The following is a 14,715-nucleotide window of genomic DNA, read 5'->3' as shown; positions in this document are numbered from 1 at the left end:
AGACGTAGTGTTGCGCGCTACTTGCCCTTCCAGCTCGGTGTACGCTTGTTGAGGAAGGCATCCATGCCCTCGCGGAAATCTTCGCTCATATAGGCCTTAAGGATCAGGTCCTCGCCCTCTTCGCGCGACAGCGTCCGGCGGATGCGGCGCACGGCCTCCTTGGTCGCTTCAAGCGTGAGCGGCGCATGGCTTGCGACGAGCTTGGCGGTCTCGTCGGCACGGCGCTGCAGCGTCTCGACGTCGGGCACAACCTCGTTGAGCAGGCCGAGCGACAGCGCTTCCTGCGCCTCGACGAGGCGCGCCTTGAAGATCAGATCCTTGGTGCGCGCAGGTCCCACCAGCGAGACGACGCGGCTGATGTTCGACATCGACAGGCAGTTGCCGAGCGTGCGTGCGATCGGAAAGCCGATGCGCGTGGTTTCGGTGCCGATGCGGAGGTCGCAGCAGGCCGCGATGCCGGCGCCGCCGCCGGTGCAGGCTCCCGCGATCGCCGCGATCACGGGCACGCGGCACTGCTCGAGCGTGCCGAGCACGCGGTCGATCCGGGCCTCGTAGTCGAGCGCGTCCTGCGCGGTCTTAAACGCACGGAACTGAGAAATGTCGGTGCCGGAGGCGAACGCCTTGTCGCCGGCGCCGGTCAGGATCAGCGCCTTGATCGAGCGATCGGCGTTGATCTCCTGGCAGATCTCCGCCATGCGGTCATACATGGCGAAGGTCATTGCGTTGCGCGCCTGGGGGCGGTTGAAGGTGATCCGCGCGATGCCGTCCGTGACGGAGTAGAGCAGGTCTTCGTTGGTCGTCGTCGGTGCGTTCATCGCGCGCTCACTTTCTGGGTTAGTTCAGGCCACCTGAGCCTTTAGGCCACCTGAGCCTTGGCCATCGGCACCGCGTCGCGTCCCTTCAGGACGTCCATGGCCGCCAATACGCCGCCGCTCCGGTGCGGAATCTTTGCGAGATCCAGGCCCATCTCGACGCCGGCGAGTGTGCCCATCAGCATCAGGTCGTTGAAATGGCCGATATGGCCGATGCGGAACACCTTGCCCTTGACCTTGTTCAGGCCCGTGCCGAGCGACATGTCGAAGTTCTCGAGCACCACCTTGCGGAAGGCGTCGGCGTCGTGTCCATCGGGCACGCGCACGCCGGTCAGCGCCGGCGAGTGTGCGGCGGGATCGGCGCACTGTGTCTCCAGGCCCCAGACCTTGACCGCGGCGCGCGTCGCGGCGCTGTGGCGCTTGTGGCGGGTCCAGACATTCTCCAGCCCCTCCTCTTCCAGCATCTTGACCGCTTCACGCAGGCCGTAGAGCAGATTGGTCGCGGGCGTATAGGGGAAGGTGCCGAGCTTGTTGAAGGAGATGACCTCCTGCCAGTCCCAGTAGGAGCGCATGCCGGGGTTGGCCTTCGCCACCGCGAGCGCATTTTCCGAGACGGCATTGAAGCCGAGGCCCGGAGGCAGCATCAGGCCTTTCTGCGAGCCGGCGACCGAGACGTCGATGCCCCAGGCATCGTGCTCGTATTCCATCGAGCCGAGGCCGGAGATGGTGTCGACCATCAGGAGGGCCGGATGCTTGACGCGGTCGAGCAGCTTGCGCACCTCGAGCGGCGGCGTCACGCAGCCGGTCGAGGTCTCGTTGTGAACGACGCAGACCGCCTTGATCGTGCGCTGCTTGTCGGCGCTAAGGCGCTTCTCGATCTCGGCGAGGTCGGCGCCATGACGCCAGTCGCTCGGGATGAAGTCGACGTCGAGCTTGAACTTGTCGGCGATGCCGCGCCACAGCACGGCGAATTGGCCGGTCTCGCACATCAAAACCTTGTCGCCCGGGGCGAACACGTTGACCATCGCCGCTTCCCAGGCACCGGTGCCGGACGAGGGGAAGATGATCACGGGCTGCTGGGTGCGGAACACCCGCTGCATCGAGGCGAGGACCGCAAAACCGAGCTCGGCGAACTCCGGACCGCGATGGTCCAGCGTCGGCATGTCCATCGCCCGCAGCACCCGGTCGGGCACGTTGGTCGGTCCTGGAATCTGTAAGAAATGCCTTCCAGTGTGCACGGTCATCGGCGTCCTTCCCGGTCTAGCCTTGGTTTTGATGGGCGCCGAATAGCACCATTTGACCGGCTTGTCCCCTCTCCTTAAGACGCCTCCCATGCATAAGCGGCGGGCCTCCGCCGCCCCTACTCCGCGGCCACCACCTTTCCGACCGGCAGGCGCCCCTCGGCCTCCGTAAACGGGCGCTCCGGATGCATCAGGAAGGCGGAGAAGCCACCGAGCAGCAGCAGCCCCATCGACATCAGGAACGGCAGGTACCAGTTACCGGTCGCATCGATCACGAAGCCGGCAACGAGCGGGGAGACGATGGCGGCGAAGGCCGAGCCGGTATTCATGAGTCCCGAGGCGGTGCCGGAATATTTCGGGGCGATGTCCATCGGGATCGACCACATCGGGCCGATCACCAGCTCGGCGCAGAAGAAGCCGGCCGACAGGCACAGCGCGACGATCGTGATGTCGTGGACGAACAGGATCGGAAACAGCGAAAGCAGCGCCCCGGTAAATCCCGCAACGGTGACGCTCAGCCGCGCCAGGCGGACATTGCCGGTGCGGTCGAGGATCTTGTCCGAGAGCACGCCGCCGACGCTGTCGCCGACCACGCCGGCGAAGAACACGCCGGAGGCGAACAGCGCCGAGTTCTTGATATCGAGATTGTAGTTGTTCTTGAAGAACAGCGGCAGCCAGTTGAGATAGAGCCACAGGCACCAGCCGTAGCAGAAATAGGTCAGCGTCACTGGCCACATGCGGCCGAGCAACGGCCCCCACGGCACGCGCGGCCGCTCGCCGGTCGGGCGCGGCGGCAGTGCGGCGAGCTCGGCCTCGGTGATGGAGGCGTGCTCCTTCGGCTCGTTGCGGAAGTACCAGACCCAGACGACGCCCCAGACCAGGCTGACGAGACCGAGCACGACGAACGCGCCGCGCCAGGTCAGCCAGAGGATCAGCAACGCCACCACCGGTGGCGTCACGGCATTGCCGAGCCGGGCGAAGGAATGGGTCAGTCCCTGCGCAAAACCGCGGCGGTTCGCGGGCGTCCAGTATTGCATCGCGCGCGTTGCCGTCGGAAAGGTCGCGCCCTCGCCGAAGCCGAGCCCGAAACGCGCGACGAACAGTGCGGCAAGGCCGTTGACGAAGCCGGTCGAGATGGTCGCCGCCGCCCAGATCATGCCGCACCAGAACAACGTCTTGCGCGGCCCGAAGCGATCGCCGACCCAGCCGCCGATCACCTGAAACAGCAGATAGGGATAGGCGAAGGCGGAGAAGACGAGGCCAAGCTGGGTGTTCGACAGACCCAGCTCCTTCTGGATCTCGCTCGCGGCGGTGCCGATGTTCACCCGGTCGACATAGGTGATGAAATACATCGCGCAGAGCATCGCCAAGACGACATGCGTGGCCTTGAACCGAATTCCCATCTCCACCCTCCCTGACTGTTTTTTATGATTGGCCTTGCGTGTCCCGCGCGACCTAGGTGCCGACCACTTTCAGATGCGGCGAGGCATTGCCCTGCGGGCGCTGCTCCAGCAGCTTCATCGCGGCGTCGACACCGCCGGAGCGATGCGGCACGCCCGCAACCGACAGGCCCATCTCCACGCCGGTCAGCGCGCCGAGCAGCGTCAGCGCGTTGCATTCGCCGAGATGGCCAATGCGGAAGACTTTTCCGGCTACCTTCGAGAGCCCGGAGCCGAGCGACATGTTGTAATTGTCGAGCACGATCTGGCGGAACTGATCGGCATCATGGGCGGGCGGCATCAGCACCGCGGTCAGCACCGGCGAGAACTCCGAGGGCTCCTGGCAGAGGATCTCGAGGCCCCAGTGACTGACGGCGGCACGCGTCGCGGCAGCCAGCCGCTGATGGCGCGCGAACACGTTGTCGAGCCCCTCTTCGAGCAGCATCGCGATCGCCTCGCGCAGGCCGTAGAGCAGATTGGTCGCCGGCGTGTAGGGGAAGAAGCCGTTGGCGTTGGGCTTGAGCATCTCCTCCCAGTCGAAATAGGAGCGCGGCATCTTGTTGGTCTTCGCAGCAGCGCGGGCCTTCTCCGAGATCGCATTGAAGCCGAGACCGGGCGGCAGCATGAAACCCTTCTGCGAGCAGCTCACGCTGACATCGACCTTCCACTCGTCGTGGCGGTAGTCGACCGAGCCGAGCGAGGAGATGGTGTCGACCATCAGCAGCGCCGGATGCGAGGTGCGGTCGATCGCGGCGCGGATCTCGGCGATGCGGCTGGTCGCGCCAGTCGAGGTCTCGTTGTGCACGACCATGACGGCCTTGATCGCGCGCGCCTTGTCCTCGGTGAGCTTCGCCTCGATCAATGCGGGATCGGCGCCGCGGCGCCAGTCGCCGGGCACGAAGTCGACCTCGATGCCGAACCGCCCCGCCATCTGCTGCCACAGGGTGGCGAAATGGCCGGTCTCGACCATCAGCACCTTATCGCCTGGCGACAGCGTGTTGACGATCGCGGCCTCCCAGGCGCCCGTCCCCGACGAGGGGAAGATCACGACCGGACCCGCCGTTTGGAAAATCTTCTGGCTGCCTTCGAGCACGGCGCGGCCGAGCTCGCCGAATTCCGCGCTCCGGTGGTCGATGACCGGCATGTCCATGGCGCGCAGGACGCGCTCGGGGACCGGGCTCGGGCCGGGAATCTGAAGGAAATGGCGTCCCTGGTGCATGAAAACCTCCCTGTCGGCGGGCTCTCGCCGGCTTCGGAACTATTTTGCATTCATTTTTTGTCTTTTCAATCGAATTTTGGTATTTGATTGTGAACATCGACGCGATCAAACAGGCAAACTATTGTGCTGCAATGAAATCCACGATTCCCGACACCGGGGTTCCGATCGCCCCACCAGCCGCGAACGGCGGCGACCGCCAGGAGGCCTCGCTTCACGGCGAGATCCTGCTGCGGCTGCGCGACTACGTGGTCGAGGGCAATATTCCCGACGGCGCGCGCGTCCCCGAGCGGCAGCTCTGCGCGATGCTCGGGATCTCCCGCACGCCACTGCGCGAGGCCCTGAAAGTGCTCGCCTCCGAGGGCCTGATCGAGCTTCTGCCCAACCGCGGCGCGCGCGTCCGCCAACTCAGCCAGCGCGACCTCGAGGAGCTGTTCGACGTGATGGCGGGGCTGGAGAGCCTTGCCGGGCGCCTCGCCTGCGAGGCCATTACGGATGAAGAAATCACCGCGATCGAGCAGCTGCATTACGAGCTGTACGGGCACTATCTGCATCGCGACATGCACGGCTATTTCCAGACCAACCAGCGCATCCACGAAAGCATCGTCGCGGCCGCGCGCAACGAGACCCTGAAGACCGCCTACGCCAACTTCGCAGGCCGCATCCGCCGGGTCCGTTACTCCGCCAATTTCGCCCGCAAGCGGCAGCGCTGGGCGGAAGCAATGCGCGAGCACGAGACCATCCTCGACGCGCTGCGCCGCCGCGCCGCCAGCGAGCTCAGCGACATCCTGTTCCAGCACCTGCGCAACAAGCGGGCGGCCGCGATCGAGCACCTGACCGAGCCCCAAGAGGACGCACCGGCCTCGCCCTGAGGGGCGACCGACTTGCTCATTTTGAATTCATAATATAATCGGTCGTGAGAAATAATGAATAACTCAGCAAGGCTGGGCCTCGCTGGGTCAATCCGGGACCAGGGATGACAAACGCCTCCTCGCTCGAACGGCGCCTGCGCGCGGAAATGACCGGCGACGTCCTGTTCGACGGCTTCAGCCGCGGCCGCTATGCCACCGACGCCTCGTTCTACCAGATCGTGCCGGCCGGCGTGGTCGTGCCCAGGACCATGGACGAGGCCCTCAAAGCGCTGGCGATTGCCCGCGACGAGGGCATCAAGGTCACCCCGCGCGGCGGCGGCACCTCGCAATGCGGCCAGACCGTCAATGACGGCCTCGTGGTCGATCTCTCGAAGCACCTCAACCGCATCCTCTCGCTCGACGTCGCGGGCCGCACCTGCGTGGTCGAGCCCGGCATCGTGCTCGACGACCTCAACCGTCAGCTCAAGAAGCACGGCCTGTGGTTTCCAGTCGACGTCTCCACGGCCTCGCGCGCCACGATCGGCGGCATGGCCGGCAACAATTCCTGCGGTGGCCGCTCGCTTCGCTACGGCACCATGCGCGACAACACGCTGTCGATGGAGGCGGCGCTCGCCGACGGCACGCTGGGCCGGTACGGCGAGGTGTCGCGCGATCTCTCCGATCTCGATGCGAACGACGGCGCGCGCGCCCTGTTCCGCGACATGCTCGATCTCGGCGCCCGCGAGGCCGACGAGATCGCCGCGCGCTTTCCCAAGGTGCAGCGCCGTGTCGGCGGCTACAATCTCGATGCGCTGACGCCGCGCAATGCGCGCAACAACATGGCGCATCTCCTGGTCGGCTCCGAAGGCACCCTCGCCTTCACCACCAAGGTCGAGCTGAAGTTGTGGCCTGTGATCCGCAACAAGGCGCTCGGCATCTGCCATTTCGGCAGTTTCTACGAGGCGATGGACGCCGCCCAGCATCTGGTCAAGCTCAAGCCAATCGCGGTCGAGCTGGTCGACCGCACCATGCTCGCGCTCGGCCGCGACATCGCGATGTTCAGGCCGATCATCTCCGCCGCCATCAAGGGCGATCCGGATGCCGTTCTGGTGGTCGAATTCGCCGAAGAGGACCAGGCCGACAATCTGGTGCGCCTCAAGCAACTCGGCGAATTGATGGGCGATCTCGGCTTCGGCTGGAATAACGACAAGCGTAAATGGGGCGGCGTGGTCGAGATCACCGAGCCCGCGCCGCAAAGTGGCATCGCCGATTTCCGCGCCGCCGGCCTCAACGTCATGATGTCGATGAAGCAGGAGGGCAAGCCGGTCTCGTTCGTCGAGGACTGCGCCGTGCCGCTGCCGCACCTGGCCGACTACACCGCGCGCTTGAGCGAGGTTTTCGCAAAGCACGGCACCAGCGGCACGATGTATGCGCATGCCTCCGAGGGCTGCCTGCACGTACGGCCCGTGCTGAACCTGAAACTGGAGAAGGACGTCAAGGCGATGCGCGCGATCGCCGAGGAAGCCTTCGCGCTGGTGCGCGAGTACAAGGGCTCGCATTCCGGCGAGCATGGCGATGGCCTGGTGCGCTCCGAATTCCACGAAACCATGTTCGGCGAGCGTCTCGTCGCCGACTTCAGGGAGGTGAAGAGCCGCTTCGATCCCGAGGGCGTCCTCAATCCCGGCAAGATCGTCGATGCGCCCCGGATGGACGATCGCTCGCTGTTCCGCTTCAAACCCGACTACCGCGTCAACGAGTTGAAGACGATGCTGGATTGGTCCGCCTATCCCGGCGCCGGCGGCGGATTCCAGGGCGCGGTAGAGATGTGCAACAACAACGGCGCCTGCCGCAAGCTCGAGGGCGGCGTGATGTGCCCATCCTATCGCGCGACGCGCAACGAGAAGGACGTCACCCGCGGGCGCGCCAACAGCTTGCGGCTCGCCATCTCAGGTCAGCTTGGTCCCGATGCGTTGACCTCCGACGAGATGATGGAGACCCTAAAGCTCTGCGTCTCCTGCAAGGCCTGCCGCCACGAATGCCCGACCGGCGTCGACATGGCCAAGATGAAGATCGAGGTGCTCGCCGCCCGCGCCGCGTCCCATGGCCTGACCCTGCGTGACCGCCTGGTCGGCTACCTCCCGCGCTATGCCGGTCTCGCGTCGCGCTTCGCGCCACTCGCCAATTTGCGCAACCGCAGCCCGTTGCTGCGAAAGCTGTTCGAGCGCTTTGCCGGCATCAGCGCGCGCCGCGCCCTGCCCGCCTTCCGCAGCGACGTGTTCGTGCCGCCCGCGGAAGCGGTCGGGCCGGAGACCGGCCGTGAAGTCGTGTTGTTCACGGACACTTTCAATCGCATCTACGAGCGCGAAAATTTCGACGCCGCGCTCCGCGTGCTCTCCGCGGGCGGTTATCGCGTGCATCTGCCCAAGCCGGCGAGCGGCAGCCGCCCGCTCTGCTGCGGCCGTACATTCCTCTCAGCCGGTCTCGTCGACGAAGCCAGGGCCGAGCTCGACCGCCTCGTGGCGGCGTTCGCGCCCTTTGCCGCCCGCGGCGTGCCGATCGTCGGCCTCGAGCCGAGCTGTCTGCTGACGCTGCGCGACGAGCTCACCTCACTGCGCAAGGACAACGATGCCAGGGCGGTCGGCGCCCACGCGCTGACTTTCGAGGAATTTTTGGTGCGCGAAGCGGAGGCCGGAAGGCTGCAACTGCCGCTCGGCACCGTCGCCGACAAAGCCGTCGTGCACGGCCATTGCCACCAAAAATCCTTCGGCGCCTTCAAGCCGGTCGAGCAGGTGCTGCGCCTCATTCCAGGCCTGAAGGTCGAGACCATCGAATCGAGCTGCTGCGGCATGGCCGGCGCGTTCGGTTACGGCGCTGACACCTATGATGCCTCGATCGAGATGGCTGAGCTGTCGCTGTTGCCCGCGGTGCGGCGCGCCGACCAAGCTACACTCGTCGTTGCCGACGGCACCTCCTGCCGGCATCAGATCCACGACGGCGCCCAGCGCGAAGCGCTTCACGTCGCGCGCGTGCTGGCGATGAGCCTCGACCGCGCCGGAGCAAATTCCACTTCTCACCCTAAAAAGGAAACCAGCCATGGCTGACCTCTCGCTCGACACCGCCCGCAAGATCCTCGACGCCGCCTTCGCAAAATCCACCGAGCTGAAGCTCAAGCCGCTGGTCGTCACCATCCTAGACGCACGCGGCGTGCTCAAGATCGCCGCGGCGCAGGACGGCACCAGCCTGATGCGCGCCGAGATCGCTCACGGCAAGGCCTATGGTGCGCTCGCCATGGGCATGGGCTCGCGCGCCTTGTTCCAGCGTGCGCAGGAGCAGGCCTATTTCATCGATTCCGTGAACACCATCGCCAAGGGCGCGCTCGTGCCGGTCCCCGGCGGCGTGCTGATCATGGATGGCGCGACGCTGCTCGGTGCCGTCGGCGTGTCTGGCGACACCTCCGACAATGATGAGGCTTGTGCGGTCGCAGGAATCCAGGCGGCGGGGTTGAAGGCAAACGCTGGATAGCGCTCGTCCGCGGCGAGGCAAAGCAAAAACGTGCGTCGATGCTGAAAGTTCGCCGGCGGCTGATGTCATCCTGTTTGAAGCATGAAACGGGAATTGACAACTTACCGCCAAGCTGCAGGCGGCCCGACCGCCTTCTAGGCGTGCCAGTAAAGGCCGGCCTCTCTCAGAAATTCCGCTCCTCACTCGAGCCCACAATGTTATTGTGGAGGTTTAGCCGCGCAACGTGGTTCTCGCCGCCATCTGTGCGGGATTTTGTGACCACTAATCATTGCTAGAGCAGTAAATATCGAGCCAGACGACGCGCGGCAATCTGCTCATCTGTTGAATGGTCATCAGCCGGCCGGCAGATAAGGCAGCGGCATGCACAGAACTAAAAGAGCGCATTCAAAGCCGCGGATTAAGACGTAAATCGCCGCCGCGATCTGAACGATCAGGTTCACCGCATGGCCGGCCCGTAAGCTCACTATTCCAGTCGAGATTTTTCACCCACCTTTTGTCGTTTCGTCCGTTGTCTCGCAGTCTTGTCCCACGCCACGACTGCCTCTTCGATAGCGTCCATTCGTATGAGAACCATTTCGATGAAATCACCTTGGGGCTCAACGTAGAGTGCGCGCTGGTAGATCTCGCTGCGCAAACTTGGCACTATCTCTGACGCAACCCGATTGCCGTGCGCCGCCATTTTTACGGATCCATCAACTGATCTATATAATCCGCAACCGACAGTTCCGCCGGTGGCTGCAATTTCACGAGATCCTCGGGCTTAAGACGAGTGTACCGTCTTAGCGTTTCCCAATCCTTGTGACCTGTGACAAGCGCAACCCTTTCGATCGGCAATCCAGCTTCGAAGAGTCGTGTTGCCGCTTCGCGGCGCAGATCGTGAAATCGTAGGTCCTCGATGTGAAGAACCTGGCACGCCCTGGCAAAGGCGGCGCCTGCGCTGGCTGCTCGATAAGGAAAAACCCGCCCTTTGCCTCGGGTCACAATCCTCTGCTCGAGAACTAGCTGCCAAGCGTCAAAGCCTGTCGCGTTCAGCATCGGTATAACTTGGTCATTGTCGTCTTGATCCTGGGGGGCCTTGCGGGCTCTGATCTTGATCAAGCGCTTTCTCATATCAACATCAGCCCATTCGATTCGGAAGATTTCGCCTTCGCGCATCGCCGTAGCAATTGCGAACGGAATAATGCGATCCATGGGGATGTACTGGCGTGGACTGGCTGCGAAGAATTCGATCAAACGCTGAATCTCTTCAACGGTGGGACGCCGCGTTCTTGCTCGACTTTTTCTCATCAGACCGAGCTTCTTTAGGGCTACGCGAGCTAAGTCAAACTCGTCGTGACGCAGCGGCGCGCCGTGCACGGCCTCAGCATAGGTCAGGATTGCGCTTATATCGGAGAAGTTGAACTGAACCGTACTTGCCGAAGCTCCCCCCTTTGCTCGCGAACGACCATATTCAACGAAGTTTGCTCGCGTGAGTTCTGAAAGCTTCAGTTTACCCAAAGTGGGCCGAATGCTTTCGAGGAAGAGCTGTCTGGTTCTCCCAACCTTCTTCCCAACTTCCAGCATGTCCTGAAGGTAGAGATCAATAAGCTCTTCCAACGTTCGCTTGTCCCAATCGGATGGTGCCTTTGCGGTAAGATCGATTTCACGTTCCAGGGCTAAACCCCAGGTCTCCGCGTCTTCCTTTTTGCGAAAGGTTCTCGTGGCGTACTGTCCCTTTCGACGGACTTGAATGCGCCAGTTGCTCGAAGGGAGCCTAATAAGTGTCGCCATGATCGTCCCCGCAGCTGCCGTTACAAAAATCGCGTCCTCCGCACATCAATTCGCAACCCTTTGTCCGCACTAAAGATGTCCGCACGGGCCGCTCGCGTAGGCGAGCTGGGTTGTAATTCCGCAGGCCCCGGGTTATCTCCAACGAGATCACGAAGCGTTCTTTCATCCTTGTTGGGCCATAAGTTGCAATCCGCTCCCTATCGCTTTTCTGTGGCTCCGATGATGGATTGGACCGACCGGCATTGCCGGGTGTTCCATCGTCACCTGACCCGGCGGGCGCTGCTTTATACGGAGATGCTGACCACCGGCGCCATCATTCACGGCGATCGAGAGCGGCTGCTCGGGTTCGACGCGATCGAGCATCCAGTGGCGCTTCAACTCGGTGGCTCGGATCCGCGCGACCTCGCGCAGGCCGCCCGGATTGGCGAGGATTTTGGGTATGACGAAATCAATCTCAATGTGGGCTGTCCCTCCGATCGCGTGAAGGACGGCCGCTTCGGCGCCTGCCTGATGGCGCAGCCAGAGCTTGTGGCGGTTTGCGTCGAGGCGATGAAACGCGTGGTCAAAGTGCCCGTCACGGTGAAATGCCGCATAGGCATCGATGACCAGGATCCGGAAGTCGCGCTGGATAAATTGGCGCGCGCCGTCGTCGCTTCCGGCTGCGATACCCTGACCGTGCATGCCAGAAAGGCCTGGCTCGACGGCCTGTCGCCCAAAGAAAACCGCGACATCCCGCCGCTCGACTATGATCGCGTCTACCGCCTCAAGCGCACGATGTCGGATGTGCCGGTCATCATCAATGGCGGCATCCCAGGCATTGACGAAGCGAAAGCGCATCTTGCGCATGTCGACGGCGTGATGCTCGGCCGTGCCGCGTATCAAGAGCCGTGGCGGCTTCTCTCCGTCGATCAAGACATTTTCGGCGAGGTGGCGCCGCATGCGACCATGCAAGACGCGCTCGAGGCGATGATGCCCTATATCGAGCGACAACTCGCGCGGGGCACACGGCTGCATGCTATCACGCGACATTTCGTCGGGGCATTTCACGCTGTGCCCGGCGCACGCGCCTTCCGCCGACATTTAGCGGAAAACGGGACGCGGCCCGGAGCTGACGTCCGGGTATTAGAAGACGCGATCGCCAAGATTTCCCAGCGACAGGCAGCCTAAGTTGGCCTTTCATTCGCCCAAGCAATAGCAGTGCGCCGGTTATACTGAAATCGCAGAGACAGTATAACCGTGGTGAAAGCCCGATGTGCTTGCGGGTTGACGCTGTCAAATTATTCCCCTTTGGATCTCGACTACGAAATTTGGATCAAAAGTCGGATTTTCCCATGCGCGCTGCGTCTGCAGCTATGGACCGCGGCCCTTGGCGTTAGAGACGACCCTCGTCATGCCAAAGTTTTTTCGAAGCATTCGTGGGTATGGCCGAAGATCCAAGCATCTGCCAGCCGCAGCGTTTTCTTTCCTCTCAATCGACTGGGGCCCCATGAGCGCCGTCAAGTCACTACGGTACGCTGCAGCTAAAATCTCTTCGTCCGTTAGTTGCGCGTAGTCGCGAGAGTGTTGGGCATCCGGTACCGGCGCGTGATGGGTGACAATCACCAACTTGCGGTCGCCCCTCGACTTACCCATTTCAGCCTCTAGAAACGCTCGCGATTGCCGGTGACGGAACAGCGCATTTGCCGGACGAAAAGGTCGCTTGTGGCGGTCGGTCCGGATCTTCTTGAAGTCGTTCATTCGCTTGTCCGCGATCGCCATTGCGCGTACATGTCGCCCCGCAGCATGAAGTCGGTCCACAACGTCGCTCCTGCGAACGTTACGGCCAAAAGGGATCGCGCAATTTTGAAGCACGTAGATCTTTGTGCCTCGGGCGGCGTCCATAGCCTTCTCTACTGTCCGAGCCTCGTCCGCCCCGTAAGCCTCATGGTTGCCCAGCACGTAAATGGCCGGCTTATCCGGCACACGCTCCTCAAGCCAACGGACGCCACGCTCGGCACGCGGGATCAGTTCGCCTGCCATAATCAACACGTGGAACTCTGGCCGCTCCGCCGGCGGCGCAAGATCCCAACCACGGGTCAATATAACATGGAGATCACTCATGACCCACAAACGCATGGTTCATGCCCCAATCCTAGAGAGCAGCCGTTACAGCCGACACGAGCTGGATAGAAGTTTCTAGGCTCCTCTGGAGCGCTTGTAGGTCCGAGAGGCGGACCTCCTCCATCACCAAAGCGCGCGGCTCCAGGAGCTCTTTGACGAGCTGGATCAACGGCGTCTCTTGGATGCCTCTTTCATTCAAATGAAGGTTGGTTCTGATTGCGCCACTCGGCGTTAATCGTAAGCGCTTAGCCGCAACCCTATTGATGCTGGCTTGACGTTTTGCGGAATCGCCACGGCATGAGGTCTTCGATCCTGCTATCGGGATGGCCGTCGATGATCGCCTCGAGTGTTTCGGCGATGTAGGCGGCCGGGTTGACGTCGTTGAGCTTGCAGGTGGCGACGATCGACGCGAGCAAGGCCCAGTTTTCCGCGCCGACTTCATGACCGGCGAAGAGCGCATTTTTTCTGGTCAGGCAGACTGGCCGGATGGCGTTCTCGACCGGGTTCGTGTCGAGCTCGAGGCGCCCGTCTTCGAGGAAGCGGGTCAGCCCTTGCCAGTGATTGAGCGCGTAGCGGATGTCCTCGGCGAGCGTCGAACCACTGGAGATCATCGACAGCTGTTTCTCGAACCACGGCTTTAACGCGGCGACGATAGGCAGCGAGTGCTCCTTGCGCGCGGCCAGCCGGATGTCCGACGATGAACCGCGTACCATGGCTTCGATGGCGTAAAGCTGTGCGATGTGTCGAACGGCGGCCTCGGCGATCGGCGATTTGCTGTTGCGGGCCAATTTGACGAAGCGTCGGCGCAAATGGCTCCAGCAATGCACAAGCGTCCACGGCCCCTGCGGTCGAGCAACTTCGGTCAGCCGGTCATAACCGTCATAGGCATCGCATTGCAGGAAGCGTCCGTTAAAGCCATGCAGGAACTGCTCCGCGAAGGCGCCGCTGCGACCGGGGGCATATCGGAACAGCACGATCGGGGGACTTGGGCCGCTGTGGCCGCGGTCGTCGGAGACGACCGCCCAGAAGTAGCCTTTCTTCGTTTGGCCACGCCCGGGATCGAGCACCGGTGCCGTGGTTTCGTCCATGAACAGACGATCTGCCCTCTCCAGATGGCGACGCATGTGGTCCGCTACGGGTTGGAGATGGAAGCAGGCGCGGCCGGACCAGTTGCCCAGTGTCGCCCGATCAAGTCGGATCCCCTGGCGCGCATAGATCTCGGCCTGACGGTAAAACGGCGTATGGTCACCGAACTTGGAGACGATCACGTGCGCAATCGCCGCTTCGGTCGGCAGTCCACCAGGCACGACGTGCTCCGGTGCATGCGCCTGCACGACAGGGCCCGAGCAGCGGCGACAGATGTATTTCGGGCGGCGCGTGACCAACACTCGCCATTGCGCCGGGATCACGTCGAGCCGTTTGCTGACGTCCTCGCCGATCTTCGTCATGGCGCCGCAACCGCACGGACAGAGCGTGCTCGCAGGCTCGATGATCCGTTCCACCCGAGGCAAATGGGCAGGCAAGCAGCCGCGATTGCGATGAGAACCTTGATCCGGCACACTCCGCGATCGGCCCTGGATCACAGCCTCGGCTCTCTCCTGCGCCGCGTCCAGGATGCCTTGCGCGATCTCCACGTCTTCCAGCGGCAAGTGATACTGATCTGGCCGCAGCTTCTCGGACTTCGCGCCGAACTTCTCGCGTCGCAATTCGCCGAGGATGACCTCCAGCCGACGCCGCGCTTCCTCCGACGCCGCCAGCGCCCCC

At 63.0% G+C, this 14,715-nt stretch carries 11 protein-coding genes; 4 read left to right on the top strand and 7 right to left on the bottom strand.

The genetic code is table 11. The features are described 5' to 3' along the window. Positions 1-17 precede the first annotated feature (17 nt). The 4 genes from ABIB99_RS03695 to ABIB99_RS03680 all read right to left on the bottom strand — a co-directional run bounded on the left by ABIB99_RS03695 (position 18) and on the right by ABIB99_RS03680 (position 4,711). The gene (locus ABIB99_RS03695; protein WP_166099830.1) at positions 18-815 is read right to left on the bottom strand and encodes an enoyl-CoA hydratase/isomerase family protein; all 798 of its coding nucleotides are present in this window, start codon (positions 813-815) and stop codon (positions 18-20) included. A 41-nt stretch (positions 816-856) separates the two neighbouring features. Beyond that, a complete protein-coding gene (locus ABIB99_RS03690) occupies positions 857-2,056 on the bottom strand; it encodes a pyridoxal-phosphate-dependent aminotransferase family protein (RefSeq protein ID WP_166099835.1) in 1,200 nt (399 codons plus the stop codon). A 116-nt stretch (positions 2,057-2,172) separates the two neighbouring features. After that, complete coding sequence (locus ABIB99_RS03685) at positions 2,173-3,456, bottom strand: MFS transporter (RefSeq protein ID WP_354174911.1); 1,284 nt, start codon at positions 3,454-3,456, stop codon at positions 2,173-2,175. A 52-nt stretch (positions 3,457-3,508) separates the two neighbouring features. Then, a complete protein-coding gene (locus tag ABIB99_RS03680) occupies positions 3,509-4,711 on the bottom strand; it encodes a pyridoxal-phosphate-dependent aminotransferase family protein (protein WP_354174910.1) in 1,203 nt (400 codons plus the stop codon). 131 nt (positions 4,712-4,842) lie between these two features. Between ABIB99_RS03680 and ABIB99_RS03675 the strand changes: the two genes are divergently transcribed. From ABIB99_RS03675 to ABIB99_RS03665, 3 genes are all read left to right on the top strand, one after another. Then, positions 4,843-5,580 (top strand): GntR family transcriptional regulator, encoded by a 738-nt coding sequence (locus tag ABIB99_RS03675; protein ID WP_354175273.1) that lies wholly within the window; start codon positions 4,843-4,845, stop codon positions 5,578-5,580. 104 nt (positions 5,581-5,684) lie between these two features. Then, positions 5,685-8,660 (top strand): FAD-binding and (Fe-S)-binding domain-containing protein, encoded by a 2,976-nt coding sequence (locus ABIB99_RS03670; RefSeq protein ID WP_247309712.1) that lies wholly within the window; start codon positions 5,685-5,687, stop codon positions 8,658-8,660. After that, positions 8,653-9,081: a GlcG/HbpS family heme-binding protein gene (locus tag ABIB99_RS03665; protein ID WP_038957479.1), complete on the top strand. Its 429-nt coding sequence runs from the start codon at positions 8,653-8,655 to the stop codon at positions 9,079-9,081. Before ABIB99_RS03670 ends, ABIB99_RS03665 begins: the two co-directional genes overlap by 8 nt. A gap of 681 nt (positions 9,082-9,762) precedes the next feature. Here ABIB99_RS03665 and ABIB99_RS03660 read toward each other — a convergent pair. Then, positions 9,763-10,851 (bottom strand): tyrosine-type recombinase/integrase, encoded by a 1,089-nt coding sequence (locus ABIB99_RS03660; RefSeq protein WP_247309710.1) that lies wholly within the window; start codon positions 10,849-10,851, stop codon positions 9,763-9,765. 183 nt (positions 10,852-11,034) lie between these two features. Between ABIB99_RS03660 and dusA the strand changes: the two genes are divergently transcribed. Beyond that, positions 11,035-12,018 carry a tRNA dihydrouridine(20/20a) synthase DusA gene (gene dusA / locus ABIB99_RS03655; RefSeq protein WP_225005777.1) on the top strand — a complete coding sequence of 328 codons (984 nt, stop codon included), beginning with the start codon at positions 11,035-11,037 and terminating at the stop codon, positions 12,016-12,018. Between the two features lie 183 nt (positions 12,019-12,201). Here dusA and ABIB99_RS03650 read toward each other — a convergent pair whose 3' ends face one another. Then, on the bottom strand, positions 12,202-12,966 hold the full coding sequence (locus ABIB99_RS03650) for a metallophosphoesterase (RefSeq protein WP_166099871.1): 765 nt from the start codon (positions 12,964-12,966) through the stop codon (positions 12,202-12,204). Positions 12,967-13,208: 242 nt separating this feature from the next. Next, the gene (gene tnpC / locus ABIB99_RS03645; protein ID WP_354175271.1) at positions 13,209-14,708 is read right to left on the bottom strand and encodes an IS66 family transposase; all 1,500 of its coding nucleotides are present in this window, start codon (positions 14,706-14,708) and stop codon (positions 13,209-13,211) included. Between the last annotated feature and the right edge of the window lie 7 nt (positions 14,709-14,715).

This window comes from Bradyrhizobium sp. LA6.1 (genome assembly GCF_040547805.1).
Classification (GTDB): Bacteria; Pseudomonadota; Alphaproteobacteria; order Rhizobiales; family Xanthobacteraceae; genus Bradyrhizobium; species Bradyrhizobium barranii.
This window is presented reverse-complemented; position numbering and strand designations above follow the sequence as displayed.